At 43.0% G+C, this 16,762-nt stretch carries 13 protein-coding genes, 2 tRNA genes, 2 rRNA genes and 1 pseudogene (1 of these 18 cut by a window edge); 17 read left to right on the forward strand and 1 reads right to left on the reverse strand.

Going from position 1 to position 16,762, the window contains the following annotated elements; all coding sequences use genetic code 11:
* The first annotated feature begins 10 nt into the window (after nt 1–10).
* Together J0L60_05950 and J0L60_05955 are read left to right on the forward strand one after the other, a co-directional pair.
* Nucleotides 11–511 carry a septal ring lytic transglycosylase RlpA family protein gene (locus J0L60_05950; protein MBN8545664.1) on the forward strand — a complete coding sequence of 167 codons (501 nt, stop codon included), beginning with the start codon at nt 11–13 and terminating at the stop codon, nt 509–511.
* Between the two features lie 142 nt (nt 512–653).
* The gene (locus J0L60_05955; GenBank protein MBN8545665.1) at nt 654–926 is read left to right on the forward strand and encodes a hypothetical protein; all 273 of its coding nucleotides are present in this window, start codon (nt 654–656) and stop codon (nt 924–926) included.
* A gap of 81 nt (nt 927–1,007) precedes the next feature.
* Here the strand turns inward: J0L60_05955 and pta are convergent, their stop codons facing one another.
* Nucleotides 1,008–1,994, reverse strand: a complete 987-nt coding sequence (gene pta, locus J0L60_05960) for a phosphate acetyltransferase (protein ID MBN8545666.1) — start codon at nt 1,992–1,994, stop codon at nt 1,008–1,010.
* 369 nt (nt 1,995–2,363) lie between these two features.
* On the opposite strand from pta, the gene J0L60_05965 reads away from it, so the two are divergent.
* The 15 genes and pseudogenes from J0L60_05965 to J0L60_06035 all read left to right on the forward strand — a co-directional run.
* Entirely contained in the window at nt 2,364–2,564 is a 201-nt protein-coding gene (locus J0L60_05965; GenBank protein MBN8545667.1) for a hypothetical protein, read from the forward strand.
* A 180-nt stretch (nt 2,565–2,744) separates the two neighbouring features.
* Nucleotides 2,745–3,425, forward strand: a complete 681-nt coding sequence (locus tag J0L60_05970; GenBank protein ID MBN8545668.1) for a YggS family pyridoxal phosphate-dependent enzyme — start codon at nt 2,745–2,747, stop codon at nt 3,423–3,425.
* Nucleotide 3,426: 1 nt separating this feature from the next.
* The gene (locus J0L60_05975; protein MBN8545669.1) at nt 3,427–4,083 is read left to right on the forward strand and encodes a DivIVA domain-containing protein; all 657 of its coding nucleotides are present in this window, start codon (nt 3,427–3,429) and stop codon (nt 4,081–4,083) included.
* A 1-nt stretch (nt 4,084) separates the two neighbouring features.
* Nucleotides 4,085–4,909 (forward strand): purine-nucleoside phosphorylase, encoded by an 825-nt coding sequence (locus J0L60_05980; GenBank protein MBN8545670.1) that lies wholly within the window; start codon nt 4,085–4,087, stop codon nt 4,907–4,909.
* On the forward strand, nt 4,906–5,685 hold the full coding sequence (locus tag J0L60_05985) for an AtpZ/AtpI family protein (protein MBN8545671.1): 780 nt from the start codon (nt 4,906–4,908) through the stop codon (nt 5,683–5,685). The genes J0L60_05980 and J0L60_05985 overlap by 4 nt, the downstream gene beginning before the upstream one ends.
* A 24-nt stretch (nt 5,686–5,709) precedes the next feature.
* Nucleotides 5,710–8,850, forward strand: coding sequence for an isoleucine--tRNA ligase (locus J0L60_05990; protein MBN8545672.1), 3,141 nt, complete (start codon nt 5,710–5,712; stop codon nt 8,848–8,850).
* A gap of 75 nt (nt 8,851–8,925) precedes the next feature.
* A pseudogene (locus tag J0L60_05995) lies at nt 8,926–9,339 on the forward strand (conjugal transfer protein TraR).
* Nucleotides 9,269–10,099: a signal peptidase II gene (locus J0L60_06000; GenBank protein MBN8545673.1), complete on the forward strand. Its 831-nt coding sequence runs from the start codon at nt 9,269–9,271 to the stop codon at nt 10,097–10,099. The pseudogene J0L60_05995 and the gene J0L60_06000 overlap by 71 nt, the downstream one beginning before the upstream one ends.
* Nucleotides 10,068–11,057: an RluA family pseudouridine synthase gene (locus J0L60_06005; protein ID MBN8545674.1), complete on the forward strand. Its 990-nt coding sequence runs from the start codon at nt 10,068–10,070 to the stop codon at nt 11,055–11,057. Before J0L60_06000 ends, J0L60_06005 begins: the two co-directional genes overlap by 32 nt.
* An 85-nt stretch (nt 11,058–11,142) precedes the next feature.
* Nucleotides 11,143–12,552, forward strand: a complete 1,410-nt coding sequence (locus tag J0L60_06010; GenBank protein ID MBN8545675.1) for a cysteine--tRNA ligase — start codon at nt 11,143–11,145, stop codon at nt 12,550–12,552.
* Nucleotides 12,549–13,250 carry a M48 family metallopeptidase gene (locus tag J0L60_06015; GenBank protein ID MBN8545676.1) on the forward strand — a complete coding sequence of 234 codons (702 nt, stop codon included), beginning with the start codon at nt 12,549–12,551 and terminating at the stop codon, nt 13,248–13,250. Before J0L60_06010 ends, J0L60_06015 begins: the two co-directional genes overlap by 4 nt.
* 858 nt (nt 13,251–14,108) lie before the next feature.
* Nucleotides 14,109–15,633, forward strand: a 16S ribosomal RNA gene (locus J0L60_06020).
* A gap of 101 nt (nt 15,634–15,734) precedes the next feature.
* A tRNA-Ile gene (locus tag J0L60_06025) sits at nt 15,735–15,808 on the forward strand.
* A gap of 58 nt (nt 15,809–15,866) precedes the next feature.
* Nucleotides 15,867–15,939 (forward strand) — tRNA-Ala (locus J0L60_06030).
* Nucleotides 15,940–16,077: 138 nt separating this feature from the next.
* A 23S ribosomal RNA gene (locus J0L60_06035) occupies nt 16,078–16,762 on the forward strand; it runs 2,318 nt beyond the window's last position.
* The 16S and 23S rRNA genes sit together here with 2 tRNA genes alongside, the layout of an rRNA operon.

Raw genomic sequence — 16,762 nt, forward strand, 5'->3', positions numbered from 1 at the left:
CTTAAAAATAATGAGGTTATACTTGAGCAAAGTGCTTAAATCATTCTTGTTTGTGTTGCTCTTGATATTAACCGGTTTTAGTGTTGAAAATCCGAAAGCAAAAGCTGAAGAATCTTCCCTTTCGAAAATCCCTGCAAAATCTGCAGAGCTTGTCAGGAAATATTCTTCAATTCTTGAATTCTCGAATCCTAAAGACGCGAAAGTTACCTGGTACGGGCCCGGCTTCCATGGAAGGATGACCGCAAGCGGTGCAGTATTTGATCAGGAGAAATTTACTGCAGCACACAGAACGCTCCCATTTGGTACCATATTGAGGGTAACAAACAAAGCAAACGGCAAGTCCGTTATAATTACAGTTACAGACAGAGGTCCCGGACATTACAGTCTCGAGCTTGATCTCTCAAAAGGAGCAGCCAGGGCATTGGACATGATAGATGCAGGCGTAGCCAATGTGACTATAGAAACAGTGAAGGTAAATGGATTCAACACTCCGGTATTATCTACGATTTAGCAAACAAGCTAATAAAAACCCGTCTCGTAAAAAAGGCGGGTTTTTTTATTTTAAACATTCATAATTTTGACAGCAACAATTTCAGACTTTAAGAAGTCAAAGAAAAAGAACGGTCAAACAATAAAAGATTCGGAGAAAGATAATGAAATATTCACTTGTCGTGATATTGCTTTTGGCAGCGGTTGTAATTACCGGGTGCAAAGCAAAAAAAGAAGAGGGGCCCCCCTTAAAGGACAGCACAAAAACAGAAGACTCGGTTAAAGGAAGAGATACCCTTACACTGAACGATCTGCTCGATTCAAATAAAGTGAAAGAAGAAAAAGAGAAACTGAAAAAGCAGTTTGATCAGAAAAAGAAGCAGCTCGATGAAAAAATGGATGAAGTACAAAAAGAGCTGGACAAGATAGGGAAATAGTGAAGTTGATTTTATCAGGAAGAAGAGAGAGTTGAATGGAGGTACCATCCGGGTCTCTTCTTCCTGAAAAATGATATTTGGTTAGTTGCCCGCCATCAGGAGAGCAATAGCCGATGTATTTACGATATCTTCTACACTGCAACCGCGGCTGAGATCGAAGAAGGGGAGCTTGAGACCCTGAACTACCGGGCCAACGGCTTCTGCTTTTCCGAGTCTTTGGGCTATTTTGTAACCTATATTACCTGCCTGCAAATCGGGGAAGATCAGAACATTTGCTCTTCCTGCCACTTCGCTTCCCGGAGCTTTTTTCTTCCCTATACCTTCAACAATAGCGGCATCGAACTGGAGCTCACCATCAACTTTAAGATCGGGTCTTTTTGCTTTTACAATTGCTGTGGCTTCCAGAACTTTATCAATAAGTTTATGTTTTGCACTACCTTTGGTTGAAAAGGAGAGCATCGCAATATAAGGTTCTTCACCAGTCAGGATTTTATGGTTGTCGGCAGTTGAGATGGCTATATCAGCGAGTTGGGCAGCATCAGGATCGGGAACTACTGCACAGTCACCAAAAGAGTATGTTATCTCAGGGTAAACCATCAGGAAGAAACTCGAGACAATAGAAATTCCTTCCTTTGTACCGATGCAAAGAATTCCCGCACGCATTACATCACCCGTGGAAGCTGTTGAACCGGCAACGCTTGCCTGAGCCATACCTTCTCTTGTCATCATGGCACCGAAGAATATATCTCTCTTCATCGTCTCACGCGCTTCTTCAATGGTCATACCTTTGTGTTTGCGGAGATTGTAGAAGATGTTTGTGAAGTCGCTGAGTTTTTCCGATTTTTCCTGATCGATTATTCTGACACCTGTCAGATTGACGCCAAGTGCAGCGGCAGAGGTTCTTATCTTTTCCTCGTTGCCGAGTGTAATTACGTTTCCAATACCCTCACGGGTGATAATTTCTGCAGCCTTAAGGACTCTTTCGTCATGCGATTCCGGGAGGACGATTGTACGCTTTTTACGGGCAGCGTTTTCCCTGATTTTTACTAATAATTCGAGTTCACTCATTTTTCATTCCAAATAAAATAATTTAAAGACAACTTAAAATTAACGAAATGTGAAGAATCATTCATTATCACATCGAGACAGTTTACCAAAAATCCGGGATAATTCACCGGTATCAAATTATTTTTTGTTATTAATGAATTTTTCCGCAAATTTAAAGCTGTAAAAATTCAAAATATGTGACTAAAACGGGGGGTAAAGTGTTGCAATTGTCGCTTAAAGTCAAGGAATTGTAAAAAGATGTCACAGCTATTGCGCAACGATTTTATGCATCGTATTTTTCCACTGTAGTTTTTTGACATTCTTCAAAAAGCAAAATTTTACAAAAAAATCAAACACTTAATTCTTAACCAAACTCATTGGAGTAAATAAATGAAAATCGTGAAATTCGGTCTCGTTCTCTTGTTACCAGTAATGTTCGTTCTTACAGGCTGTGGAAAAAAGAAAGAAGCTGCACCAGCTACTGATTCAGTAAAAGTTGAAGCTCCAGCACCAACAGTTGACACAACTGCTAAAGCTGACACCACTGTAAAAGCTGACACTACCAAAAAAGAAGAAACAAAGAAAAAATAATCTCTCCGGAGAATATTTCTTGTAATCTTTTTGATGATTATAAGTCTGATAAAAGCGGGTTCATCCCGCTTTTATCATTTTAAACTGTTTTAATCCCTTCTCACTCTCTCAACTTTTCCAAAATCCAAAAAACAATTGATTAATTGCCGGGAAAATTCTAATTTAGCGGACTTATTTATTATGATTAGAAAAAACTTAGAATATTTAAAAGAACTGATTGCCAACAAATGTCTTGCCACAGGCAGGGCAGCTGATTCAGTTACTCTGGTTGCTGTAAGCAAATTATTTGGAACAGACCGGATTCGCGAAGCGATATCCGCCGGTCAGACCCATTTCGGGGAGAACTACGCCCAGGAATTCAGGGACAAATTTGCTGAACTTTCGTCAGAAAATATTGTCTGGCATTACATTGGTTCACTTCAGACCAACAAAGTGAAGTATGTTGCCGGGAATGCTGAATACATCCATTCAGTTGATTCATTGAAACTTCTTTCCGAGATTCAAAAGCAGGCAGAGAAAAAAGGAGTGATACAGAAGATATTCCTTGAATTTAAGTCGTCGTTTGAAGCGACCAAATCGGGAAGTGAGGCTGAAGGAATTTTTTCCCTGGCTGAAGCAGCATCGCAGATGGATAATATTTCGGTTACAGGACTGATGACGATGGCTCCTTTTGTTGATGACATTACAATAATAAGGGATGCCTTCGTGAGAACAAGGGTGCTTCGTGATGAACTGATCAGATCGGGTTACACATCTGTGAAAGAGCTGTCGATGGGGATGACAGGGGACTACAATGTTGCAATTGAAGAAGGAACGACTTTTTTAAGAATTGGCACAGCCATTTTTGGTGAAAGAAATTAGAATGAAATTATCACCCGTAAACATCAAACGGCAGGAGTTTTCGAAAGAAATCAGAGGCTACAACACAAAGGAAGTCACAGATTTTCTTGAGAAAGTAGCCGATGAGGTGGAATCTGCCATCAAAGAGAATGAGACTCTCCGAAGAACAATAGATCATCTTAATCTTGATGTGGAGAGATATAAAACCATTGAGGACAGTTTGCAGAAGGCTTTGATTGCTGCCCAGGAATCTTCGGGAACGGCACTTCAAAAAGCACATGAAGAAGCTGCGGAGATTGTAAGACGCGCTGAATTGGAGGCTGAAAAGCTTCTGGCGGATTCTCAGCAAAAAGCGATCGAGCTGCAACAGCATATAGCCGGACTGGAAGAAAGAAGGGCTTATATACTCGCAAGACTATCTGCTATTATAGAGACACAGGAATCTGTAATCGGAGAGACACCGGCCGTTACTGCGGTTCCGGAATCTCCCGTAAAAGTCGAATCAGTTGAAGAAGCCGGCTTTATTGATCACCTTCCGGTCAGGGAAGAGGTTGCTCAGTCAGAGATAAAAGGAAATGATACTGCCGCTTCTGAAGAAGAAAAACGAAAAAAATTGTCGGAGCTTTTCTTTACGGGAAGTTCAGATAAAATTGACATAAATAATATTGTGGAAGACTAAAATGACAAATCTGTTGGAAAAAGTAAAAGAAGCTGTTGAATTTATCAGAACAAAGACAACCGGGAACTACGAATTTGGCATAATCATGGGAACCGGTCTGGGAGGTGTGGCGAGAGAAATTGACATAGAATTCACACTTGATTATGAAGAGATACCCAATTTCCCGCTTCCGACTGTCGATTCGCACAAAGGAAGACTTATCTTTGGTACCATATTTGGCAAGAAAGTGGTTGCGATGCAGGGGAGGGTTCATTACTACGAAGGGTACACCATGCAGCAGATCACTCTGCCTGTGAGAGTAATGAAGTTTTTGGGAGTGCACACACTATTTGTTTCGAATGCCTGTGGTGGCATGCATCCCAATTACAGGAGAGGCGACCTGATGATCATGGTTGACCACATAAATCTTCTGGGAGACAATCCGTTGATAGGGAAAAACTACACAGAGTTTGGACCAAGATTTCCTGACATGAGCGAACCGTATTCCCGCGAACTGATAGCTTTAGCGGAAGATGTTGCTCTTGATAACAAAATTAAAGTCCATAAGGGAGTTTATGTGGCTGTATCGGGATCAAATCTTGAGACGAGAGCCGAGTACAGATTTTTGCGGGCTATCGGTGCTGATGTGGTTGGAATGTCAACTGTTCCCGAAAATATAGTTGCAAACCACATGGGAATGAGAGTATTGGGAATGAGTATCGTGACAGATGAGTGTTTCCCCGAATCACTTAGACCGGTTACACTTCAGGAGATGCTTGATGCGGCAGCAGTTGCAGAGCCGAGAATGACCAAAATATTTACAGAGGTAATAAAAAGAATAAAATGACAACACGAAAATTTGTCGGAACAGTCGGCTTTATTCTCTCGGTTGCGGTTGCTGCAAGTTCGGCATACTTCCTTGACGGGGTATTCAAAGTTGATTCTGTATATTACTCAAGGATCTTCATTTTGCTGATAGCCTCATTTGTCGCGGGATGGTTGATCGGGGAGGGGTTCGACAGAAGAACTTCATTTCTTTTCGCTTTGACCGGGATGTTGTTGGGGATACTCGGGGCAATAAGCCACGAAATGTTCTTTGTAGTCAGAAAAACCACAGATACTGAAACCTTCAGATATCTTGTAAACGCAGCAATAAACGGGGTGATTGTCTCGTCGTTTGTGCTTTTCGGAAGAAACAGCAGTGCACTCCGTCTCGCCGGTTCTGAACCGGAAGCAGGTGAAGAACCTGCAGGTGGAACTGTGCCAACTCTTAAGTTTAGTGTTAAAGAGGAGGTTGCTGAGGAGCCGGTTGAGGAAGAAACCTTGGAAACTTCTGAATATGAGGGAGAATCTCCGGGAGAAGAATACCGGCCCCTTGAATCAGGGTCACAAGAAATTTCGCATGAAGATTCAGAAAAAGACCCTATATTTGGAGCTACATTTTTTGAAAAAAATGCAGACCTTATTATAGAATCGGCGAAGCTTGAGGCAGAGAAAATCAGGTTTAATGCCGAACAGGAAGTGCTGAAGAAACAGCAGGAAAAAGAAAAACTTGAAAACGAAATAAAAATGCTGATTTATACCGAGAAGAATTTACTTGAGCAGTATAAAAAGCAGTCGTAATAAAGAAAAGAGATAACAGAAAAGATGTATAAGCCATATCCTGAGAATTTTAAGTATCCTGAAATAGAGAGTGAAGTTCTTGAATTCTGGAAAGACCGGAAGATTTTTGAGAAGTCAGTTGAAACGAGACCTGCGGATAAAAGTTTTACTTTTTACGAAGGTCCTCCAACAGCAAACGGCAAGCCGGGCATTCACCATGTAATGGCGAGAACGCTGAAGGATTTGATTTGCCGCTACAAAACTCTTCAGGGATATCAGGTGCACAGGAAAGCCGGCTGGGATACACATGGTTTGCCCGTTGAGATTGAGGTGGAGAAACAGCTTGGGATAAAGAGCAAATCGGATATTCCTGCATTCGGTGTCGAAAAATACAATGATGCCTGCCGTCACTCTGTCTTTACATATAAAGATTTGTGGGAAAAGATGACCGACAGGATGGGCTATTGGATCGACCTGGAGTCGGCTTATGTAACCTGTACAAATGAATACATCGAATCGGTATGGTGGTCGCTTAAAACACTTTTCGACAAGGGACTTATCTTTAAAGATTACAAGATAGTTCCACAGGATCCAAAAGCAGAGACTGTGCTTTCGAGCCACGAACTTGCACTTGGTTACAGGATGACTAAAGATCCATCGGTTTATGTTCTTTTCAAAGCGAAAGATCAGGATTTCCATTTTCTCGTTTGGACAACAACTCCATGGACACTCATTTCAAATGTTGCGCTTGCGCTTGGTCCCGAAGTTGAATATGTTAAAGTATTGCACAAAGAGAAAAAAATCGTTCTTGCAAAAGAGAGACTTTCTGTTCTTGGTGAAGATTATGAAATACTTGAAAGTTACCTGGGCAAGGATTTGGCAGGTACTGATTACGAACAGTTGATGGATTATGTAACCCCTGACAAAAAAGCCTTTTACACCATTAATGCCGGATTTGTAAGTACGGAAGACGGTTCCGGTATTGTGCATATCGCTCCTGCATTCGGTCAGGATGACTATGAAATTTCAAAAGTTTACGGACTTCCGATGCTCCAACCTGTTACCCGTGGAGGAAGATTCACCGCAGAGGTAACAGACTTTGCAGATCAGTTTGTTAAGGATGCCGACAACGGAATTATACAAAAATTGAGAGCCGAAGGAAAACTCTATAAAAAAGAGACCATCGAGCACTCGTATCCCTTTAGCTGGCGTTTCGACGATGTGCCCATTATATATTACGCAAGAGAATCGTGGTTTATAAAAACCACATCTGTTGCTGACCGTATGGTGGAACTAAACAAAACCATCAACTGGGCACCACCAGAGATAGGTTCCGGAAGATTTGGCAACTGGCTCGAGGATAACAAGGACTGGGCTCTCTCGAGAGACAGATACTGGGCGACTCCACTTCCGATCTGGGTGACTGATGACGGAAAGGATATGTTCGCAGTTGGCAGCATTGAAGAGCTGAAACAGGGTATTTACGAGTATGAGGGAAAACGGACACCGGTTTCAGAACTTGATTCTGTCGATCTTCACAAACCTTTTGTGGACAGAATAGTTTTTGAAAAGGACGGAAAAGTTTTCAGAAGAACACCCGAACTGATAGATGTATGGTACGATTCAGGTGCGATGCCATTTGCACAGTATCACTATCCGTTTGAAAACAAGGAGTGGTTCGAAGCAAATTTCCCCGCTGACTTCATTTCCGAGGGAATTGATCAGACAAGAGGCTGGTTTTATACACTGCACGCTATTTCGACAATGCTTTTCGATTCACCTGCTTACAAAAACATTCTGGTGAACGATCTGATCCTCGACAAAGAGGGGAAGAAGATGTCGAAGAGCCGCGGCAATTCAGTTGATCCGTTCATGCTGTTTGATAAATATGGAGCTGATGCAACCCGCTGGTATCTCGTGGCAAACAATCCGCCATGGAAACCGACTCTTTTTAATGAAGAAGACCTTGGCGACATACAGAGAAAGTTTTTTGGTACACTTGCCAATACATATTCTTTCTTTTCACTGTATGCCAATATCGACAAGTTTGCGAATGACAGGCCGCTCGTTGATTACACAAAGAGACCCGAGATCGACCGCTGGATCATATCCAAGTTGAATACGCTCGTAAAAGAGTATGAAACCTCGATGGATGCCTATGATGTAACCAGAGCTGCAAGGGCTGTGATGAGTTATACAATAGATGAACTTTCTAATTGGTATGTTAGAAGAAGCAGAAGAAGATTCTGGAAATCGGAGCTTACTGACGCCAAACTTTCAGCTTATCAGACACTACACGAGTGTTTAATGACAGTTTCAAAGTTGATCGCACCTTTTGCCCCCTTTATGGCAGAAGATTTGTATCAGAGGTTGACTGCTGCAGAGCAAGGGCAACCCGAATCGGTACATCTTTGTTACTTCCCGCAGGTGACTTATATAGATACTGACCTTGAAGCCAAGATGGAAGCCGTTCAGAAAGTGGTTTACATCACGCGTTCCATGAGGGCAAAACACAATCTTAAAGTAAGACAACCGTTAAAGAAAATTATGGTTGCAGTCTCGGGTGATTTGAAGGAACCATTGGAGACAATGAAAGATGTGGTGCTTGAGGAAGTTAACATCAAAGAACTTGTAATTCTGACCGATGATTCGGGAATTGTGAAAAAAACAGCAAAACCGAACTTCAAAACACTCGGACCTAAGCACGGCAAGGGTGTACAACCCGTAGCTGCAGCGATAAGGGAATTTGGCAATAACGAGATATCCATCCTTTCCAAAGGAGAGAATGTGTATATTTCGGTTGCCGGTGGCGAAATTGAAGTGGCACCGTCTGATGTAGAAATTATAAGTACAGAGATTGAAGGCTGGCTCGTGGAGTCCGAAGGTTCATTCACCGTTGCTCTCGACACAGAGATAACAAGTGAACTGAAGGAAGAGGGTATCGCGAGAGAGTTTGTGAACCGTGTGCAAAACATGAGAAAAGATGCCGGATTTGAGGTTACTGATAAAATCAGAATTAATTATTCCGGTGATATGGAACTAAAGACCGCTGTTGGCAATTTTCAGTCATATATACAGGGTGAAACATTAGCCGAGGAATTGACCACAGGTGAGCTCAACTCAGGTTATAAACAGGAATGGAAAATCGGCGAGCTTACTTGCTTAATCGAAATTAACAAATCATAAGGATACGAACAGGAGATTCCAATGGAAGAAACCAAAGTTCCGGGCGGAGAAAATACTTCTCCCAAAAAAACAAGATATAGTAAAGAGGAGTTGGAAGAATTCCGCGCTGTAATACTTGAAAAAAGAGACGAGATCATCGTTCAATTACAAAATTTACGCGACAGAATGATGGACCCGACTACAGGAGAGTATATCAACGAGAATTCACCTTACTCTCTCCACATGGCAGAACAGGGAACTGATGCCATGGAGCGTGAAAAAACCTTTCTTTATGCACAGCGCGAAGGGAAATTTCTTGGCTATCTTGATGAAGCGCTGAAGAGAATTGATGCAGGCACATACGGTTTGTGTGTTGAATGTATTGATGAGCCTCAGAATTTATGCGAGACTTGTCCTCTGATTCCAAAAGAGAGACTCCTTGCGGTGCCTCACAGTCAGCATTGTCTCCCAATCAAGATCAAACAAGAAAAGAAGAAGAAACCGTATTAAGAATTTTATCAGCGACAAGTTCGCACGAAAGTTAATTTATTTTGCATTTATACTCGTTGTAATCGACCAGATAACCAAACTGGCGGTGAAGGGGTTTTCCATACCTTTTCTCGGAATCGAATATGACGGGATGTATCTTGGGCAGACCATGCCAGTGCTTGGAAATTTTTTCCGTTTAACTTTCGTGGAAAACAAAGGGATCGCTTTTGGAATAGAACTTAACCCCATTGTTAAAGTGCTGGTTTCGCTCGTTTCGTTTTTTGCGGGCGGATTCATCATTTATTACATCAACAAGATAGCATCCGAAAACAAGGGTGCTGCTGTTGGTCTTGCCCTGATATTGGGTGGAGCCATCGGCAACATGATCGACAGGGTGTTTTATGGTGTGCTTTACGGCTATGCTCCTCTTTTCTACGGGCATGTAGTTGATTTCTTCCATGTAGTGTTCGATGTAAAGATTTTTGGTTACTACATAGACAGTTTCCCTATCTTTAATATAGCAGATGTGGCAGTTTCTCTCGGTGTGGCCGTTCTTTTTATCTTCTACGGAAAAGAGCATAAAGAAAAGGCAACAGAACCTGAAGCCGGCGACACTTCCGAAGAGGCAGGAAGCACCTCCGAAGAGACAGGAAACACTTCTGAAGAGTCGGAAGAAAAACCGGTAACGACTGCCAGACAGATCAGTATTTCAGAAGAAACGGTTGAAGTAAAGGCTGAGAAACCTGCAGATGTCGAAGATAATAACCGAAAAGATCTTTAGATATGACATTCCTGACGGGAAAAAGAAGGAAAGGGTAGATACTTTTCTCGCCAATTCTGTTGAGAACGCAACCCGCACCAGAATCCAAAAACTTATTGAAGCAGGCCTCGTAACCGCGAACGGGAAGATAATAAAATCCAATTACAAGGTGAATCCGGGGGATGAAATTATTCTTACCCTTCCAATTGCCCCCCGACCCGAAGTTGCTGAACCTGAAGATATCCCCATAAATGTAGTTTTTGAAGACCAGTATCTGCTGATAATAAACAAGCCTCCGGGACTTGTTGTTCATCCATCAATCGGACATTACACAGGGACTCTGGTAAACGCGCTCCTTTTCCACAATCAGAAACTAAGTGATATTAACGATCCGGCAACAAGACCGGGAATCGTTCACAGAATTGACAAAGACACGAGCGGTCTGCTCCTTATCGCAAAAGATAATGTAACCCATCACAGGCTCGCAGCACAGTTTTCCGCGCATTCCATCGAAAGGGAATATCAGGCGGTCGCATGGGGAATTTTCAAGGAGAAAAAAGGGGAAGTGCAGTCATATATTGCCCGAAGCAAAAGGGACAGAAAACTTTTCACGATGACTGAAAACGAAGGAAAGTTTGCCCACACTTTTTATGAAGTGATTGAGGAGTTCGACTTCGCCACACTTTTAAGTTTGAAATTAAAAACAGGAAGAACCCACCAGATCAGGGTTCATCTCAGCGGAACGGGACATCCTATATTCGGTGATGAGTTTTATGGCGGAAGAGTAATAAGATACGGCGATCAGCTTCCCGGAATAAGGGCAAGAGTCGATAACCTCCTCGATCTGATGCCAAGGCAGGCACTTCACGCTAAAACTCTCGGGTTCATTCATCCCCACACCAAAGAATTTATGCGTTTCGATTCGGAATTGCCGAATGACATCAAACAGCTTATCGAAAAACTGAGGATCAGGTATTAGGTATTAGGTATTAGCTATGATCTATGAGCTGGTTGGTTTTGGAATTAATACAGGTTTTACATTATTTAAATAATAGCAGACAGTTATGTTAAAAATTTACAATACGCTTACTCGAAAAAAAGAAGAATTTATTCCTTTGAATCCTCCGCATGTTACGGTTTATTCCTGCGGACCAACGGTATATGACTATTTTCATATAGGAAATGCCCGCTCGTTTGTGATGTCGGATATTGTCAGGAGATACCTGATCTATTCAGGGTACAAGGTGAAATTTGCTATGAACCTGACGGATATTGATGACAAGATCATAAACAAGGCGAATGCTCTCGGAATTGATTCCACGGAAGTGGCGAAAAAGTTTTCGGATGCTTTTTTCGAAGATATAGACAAGCTCGGGTTATTGCGTGCGGATGTTAATCCAAGAGCAACGGAGCACATACCTGAAATCATAGCCATGATTGAGGCTTTGATAAAAAACGGAAAAGCATATGAAGTAAACGGCGATGTTTTTTACGAAATCAGTCAGTTTCCCGGTTACGGAAAACTTTCGGGAAAGAATATCGATGATCTTGAGTCGGGTTCCCGTGTGGAAGTCAATGAGATTAAGAGAAGTCCGCTTGATTTTGCACTTTGGAAATCGGCGAAACCGGGAGAACCGTGGTGGGAAAGTCCATGGGGTAAAGGGAGACCCGGCTGGCACATCGAATGCTCGGCGATGTCGTGCAAACATCTCGGTGAAACCTTTGATATTCATGCCGGCGGAAGTGATTTGATCTTTCCTCACCATGAAAATGAGATTGCCCAAAGTGAGGGAGCCACAGGAAAGCCTTTCGCACGGTTCTGGATGCACTATGGTTTTCTGAATATTGACAATGAAAAGATGTCGAAATCGCTCGGTAATGTTTTTAATCTTAGAGATATGGTTAAAAAATACAAACCTGAGACACTTCGCTTTTTTTATGCTCAGACTCATTATGCGTCGCCCCTTAACTTTACTGCCGAAGCCTTGGAAAGTGCTGACAGAGGACTTGAAAAACTCAATAATCTGTTTGAGAACCTTAAACAAGGACTTGCATCGGGACCCGCTTCGAGTGCGACCCAATACGATTTCAGCAAAAGTTATGAGGCTTTTAAAGATGCAATGGATGACGATTTCAACTCGCCCAAGGCAATTGCGGTTGTTTATGACTTTATAAAGGAAGTAAATACAATAATTGCATCGGGACAGGGTTTAACCCGCGAGTTTTATGAGGGCGCTCTTGAATTCCTGAAAAAGACTGCCGAGGGTGTCCTTGGAATTCTTCGCACGGAGAAAGTTGAAGCTGCTGATGCAGGTTTGGAACACGAACTGATTGAACTGCTGATCAGACTCCGTATTGATGCAAAAAAAGAAAAGAATTATCCCCTTTCAGACAAGATCAGAAATGAGCTGAATGCGTTGGGAATAACTCTTCAGGATACCAAAGAGGGTTCAACCTATAAAAAGAACAGATGAAACCACACGCCGATTTGCTCGAAATTGAGATCGCGGGGCACAAAATCCGTTGCTCTGTAAGAAGGAGCAAAAGGGCGAAGAGTGTTGCGATAAGGATTAATCAGTATGGTCTCTTTGAGCTGGTTATTCCCGAGAGGGGTTCATTTGAAGAGGCAAGAAAGTTTCTCGATTCAAAGAAGAAATTTCTCGAAAAACACCTCCACCTCCTCGTTAAAAAAGAGGAATCGCCTTACAAACTTTTTGGGGAAGAGATTAGAGTAAACCACTACTACAATCTTTTCCTCAGGAAGCATATCGTAAATTTCAATCGCGACACTTCGGAACTCACCATTGAGAGCCCGCAGGGTGCCGGGGAGACCACTTCAGAGCTCTACAAGGGATTCCTAAGCGGAACGGCCGCCAAATATCTCATACCCCGTGCAGAGCATCTTGCAGCGAAACATGGCTTTAAGCCAAATCTCATCAGAGTGAAAAAAATGCGGGGGAAGTGGGGCTTCTGCACGATGAAAAAGGAAATTTTCCTCTCTCCCATGCTAATGGCGCTCGAACCCGAACTCATTGACTATGTAATCATCCACGAACTCTGCCACCTCAAGGAAATGAACCACTCCGCCAGATTCCACGCCGAACTCAGAAAAATCCTCCCCAACTATCTGGAACTTAGAAAAAGAATACACTCTTTGAAGTTTGAGGGTTGAGGGCAGGAGGCTGAAAATTTGAAGGCTGAGGGCTGAATTGCTGAAGGCTGAAAAAAATAGCCTGTTGGCTTTAACCACAAGTGGGGGGATTGCGACGAAGAAATGAATGTATTTCTGTCGCTTACCAGTCGGTAAAGTTCGTCGATTTTCAAATTCAGAGTTCTAATTCAAAAGACAACCGTTCTCCATTTCCTCCAAATTCACTGTAATCGAACCTAATCTGTATAGTAGAAGCCAGTTCTACAAGGCACTACCACGGAAAATATTTCAATAAAATACAGTGTATAATACCGGCAAATAAATCAGTGCTAACCTGTTGTAAAAACATAAATTTACGGGAACCAAATCCTCAGAAACAGGACTGAACTGGTGCACAAAATCCGGATAAAAAGCAGAACTGATCCAAAAAAAATAAAAAATAATGAAGAAATAATTTGGAAATTACGAGGAAAACCCTTTTATTAGTGGCTCAAATTTTTAGAATTATTTAAGTTCTTTTCTTAATGAATGTGCGCAAACGAGGCAACTGCCAAGGAAAAAGCAAAAAAAATAAAAAATATTTGATTTTGCTCTTGCACAGAATTTGAAAAAGTCGTAAGTTTGAAGACTGTTTATTTTTAGTTCTTAAACATACTGAATGACGCTTAACCGGGCGGTACTGACACGAAAAAGTTTTTATAAAAAAAAGTAAAATTAATTTTTAATTTGCTTGACTTGAATAGGAAGTTTTTCGTAAGTTGGAAGCCCGTTTCTGAAAAATTCAGCAAACGAAAAAATGTTCTTTTACATAATGGATGCATCTGGCGGAAGTCAGATGATAGAATGACAAAAACTGTTATAAAGGCTTACAATCAATTTACAACGGAGAGTTTGATCCTGGCTCAGGACGAACGCTGGCGGCGTGCCTAACACATGCAAGTCAACTTGAGGGAAGGAGCAATCTGACCTGATGGTGGCGCAAGGGTGCGTAACGCGTAAGTAACTTGCCCCAAGGTAAGGAATAACGTCGAGAAATCGGCGCTAATACCTCATAATGCAGCGGATCCGCATGGATATGTTGTTAAAGGTTTACCGCCTTGGGATAGGCTTGCGTCTGATTAGCTAGTTGGTGAGGTAATGGCTCACCAAGGCTACGATCAGTAGCTGGTCTGAGAGGATGATCAGTCACACTGGAACTGAGACACGGTCCAGACTCCTACGGGAGGCAGCAGTGAGGAATATTGGGCAATGCACGAAAGTGTGACCCAGCAACGCCGCGTGGAGGATGAAGGTATTCTATATCGTAAACTCCTGTGAGAGCAGACGAAAGACAGATTATTAATTTGGATGACTGTATGCTCAGAGGAAGCCCCGGCTAACTACGTGCCAGCAGCCGCGGTAATACGTAGGGGGCAAGCGTTGTCCGGATTCACTGGGTGTAAAGGGCGCGTAGGCGGTATAGCAAGTCAGTGGTGAAATCTTGCAGCTCAACTGCAAAACTGCCATTGATACTGCTGTACTTGAGTGTGGAAGAGAGAGGCGGAATTCCAGGTGTAGTGGTGAAATACGTAGATATCTGGAAGAACACCAATTGCGAAGGCTGCTTCTTGGTCCATAACTGACGCTGAGGCGCGAAAGCGTGGGGAGCAAACAGGATTAGATACCCTGGTAGTCCACGCTGTAAACGATGAGTGCTAGATGCCGGATTTTTTCGGTGTCGCAGCTAACGCATTAAGCACTCCACCTGGGAAGTACGATCGCAAGGTTGAAACTCAAAGGAATTGACGGGGGCCCGCACAAGCAGTGGAGCATGTGGTTTAATTCGATGCAACGCGAAGAACCTTACCTAGGCTTGAAAGGCTTATGACCGGCTGTGAAAGCAGCTTTCCCGCAAGGGCATAAGTACAGGTGCTGCATGGCTGTCGTCAGCTCGTGCCGTGAGGTGTTGGGTTAAGTCCCGCAACGAGCGCAACCCTTACCATTAGTTGCCACCGGAGCAATCCGAGCACTCTAATGGAACTGCCTACGCAAGTAGTGAGGAAGGTGAGGATGACGTCAAGTCCGCATGGCCCTTACGCCTAGGGCTACACACGTGCTACAATGGCCGCCACAACGGGCTGCAAAATCGCAAGATGGAGCCAATCCCTAAAAAGCGGCCTCAGTTCGGATTGGAGTCTGCAACTCGACTCCATGAAGTTGGAATTGCTAGTAATCGCGCATCAGCATGGCGCGGTGAATACGTTCCCGGGCCTTGTACACACCGCCCGTCAAGCCATGGAAGCCGGGGGTACCCAAAGACAGTGACTCAACCGCAAGGAGAGAGCTGTTTAAGGTAAAACTGGTGACTGGGGCTAAGTCGTAACAAGGTAGCCGTACCGGAAGGTGCGGCTGGATCACCTCCTTTCTAAGAGAACAGCGTCATTTTATCATCCCTTCCCGGATGTATCCATTTTTTTATGTTCTTTAAATACTGTATGAGTTCAGGACCGCAAGGTCTTTAGATTTGGGCCTGTAGCTCAGATGGTTAGAGCGCACGCCTGATAAGCGTGAGGTCAGTGGTTCAACTCCTCTCAGGCCCACAAATTGGGATGTTCTCTAAAGCTCAAAACCGAAAATCCCTTAATGAATGATTATTAAGGGGCTATAGCTCAATTGGGAGAGCGCCGCCCTTGCAAGGCGGAGGTTAACGGTTCGATCCCGTTTAGCTCCACAAGGTTGTTCTTTGAAATATTGAAAGAGTAAGACTGATTTTTATAAATCAGTTTACTAGGATACAAATATCATGTCCATAGAAATTTAACAATTTCATATAAATGCGAACAAAAGCATAACATTAGAATAAATTTTTTGGTTAAGTTACTAAGGGCACATGGTGGATGCCTTGGCACGAGTAGGCGAAGAAGGACGCGGCTACCTGCGATAAGCTACGGTGAGACGGAAGCAGTCTCCGACCCGTAGATTTCCGAATGGGGCAACCCAAGTGCGGTAATACGCACTTATCTCTACCTGAACACATAGGGTAGTTGAGGCTAACCCGGGGAACTGAAATATCTAAGTACCCGGTGGAAAATAAAACAATAGTGATTTCCTGAGTAGTGACGAGCGGAAGGGAAAGAGTCTAAACCGATCAATCTGTTAATGGTGGCAACCGTAGGATTGACGGGGTTGAGGGATATATTTTGAGTCTATTGCCATTGACTCGGAGAGTAAAAAATCATAATATTAGTTGAACGGTTTGGGAAGACCGGCCACAGAGAGTGACAGCCTCGTAAGCGAAAATATTATGACTCTTCCAAATATATTCCCAAGTACCACGAAATAAGTGGAAGTTTGTGGGAATCCGGGAGAACCATCTCCTAAGACTAAATACTCACTCGTGACCGATAGTGAACCAGTACCGTGAGGGAAAGGTGAAAAGAACCCTTATTAAGGGAGTGAAATAGTACCTGAAACCATGTGCTTACAAACGGTTGGAGTCCCGATTCGTCGGGATGACAGCGTGCCTTTTGCATAATGAGCCTACGAGTTACTCG

Source organism: Ignavibacteria bacterium, assembly GCA_017302895.1.
Lineage (GTDB): Bacteria > Bacteroidota > Ignavibacteria > Ignavibacteriales > Ignavibacteriaceae > UTCHB3.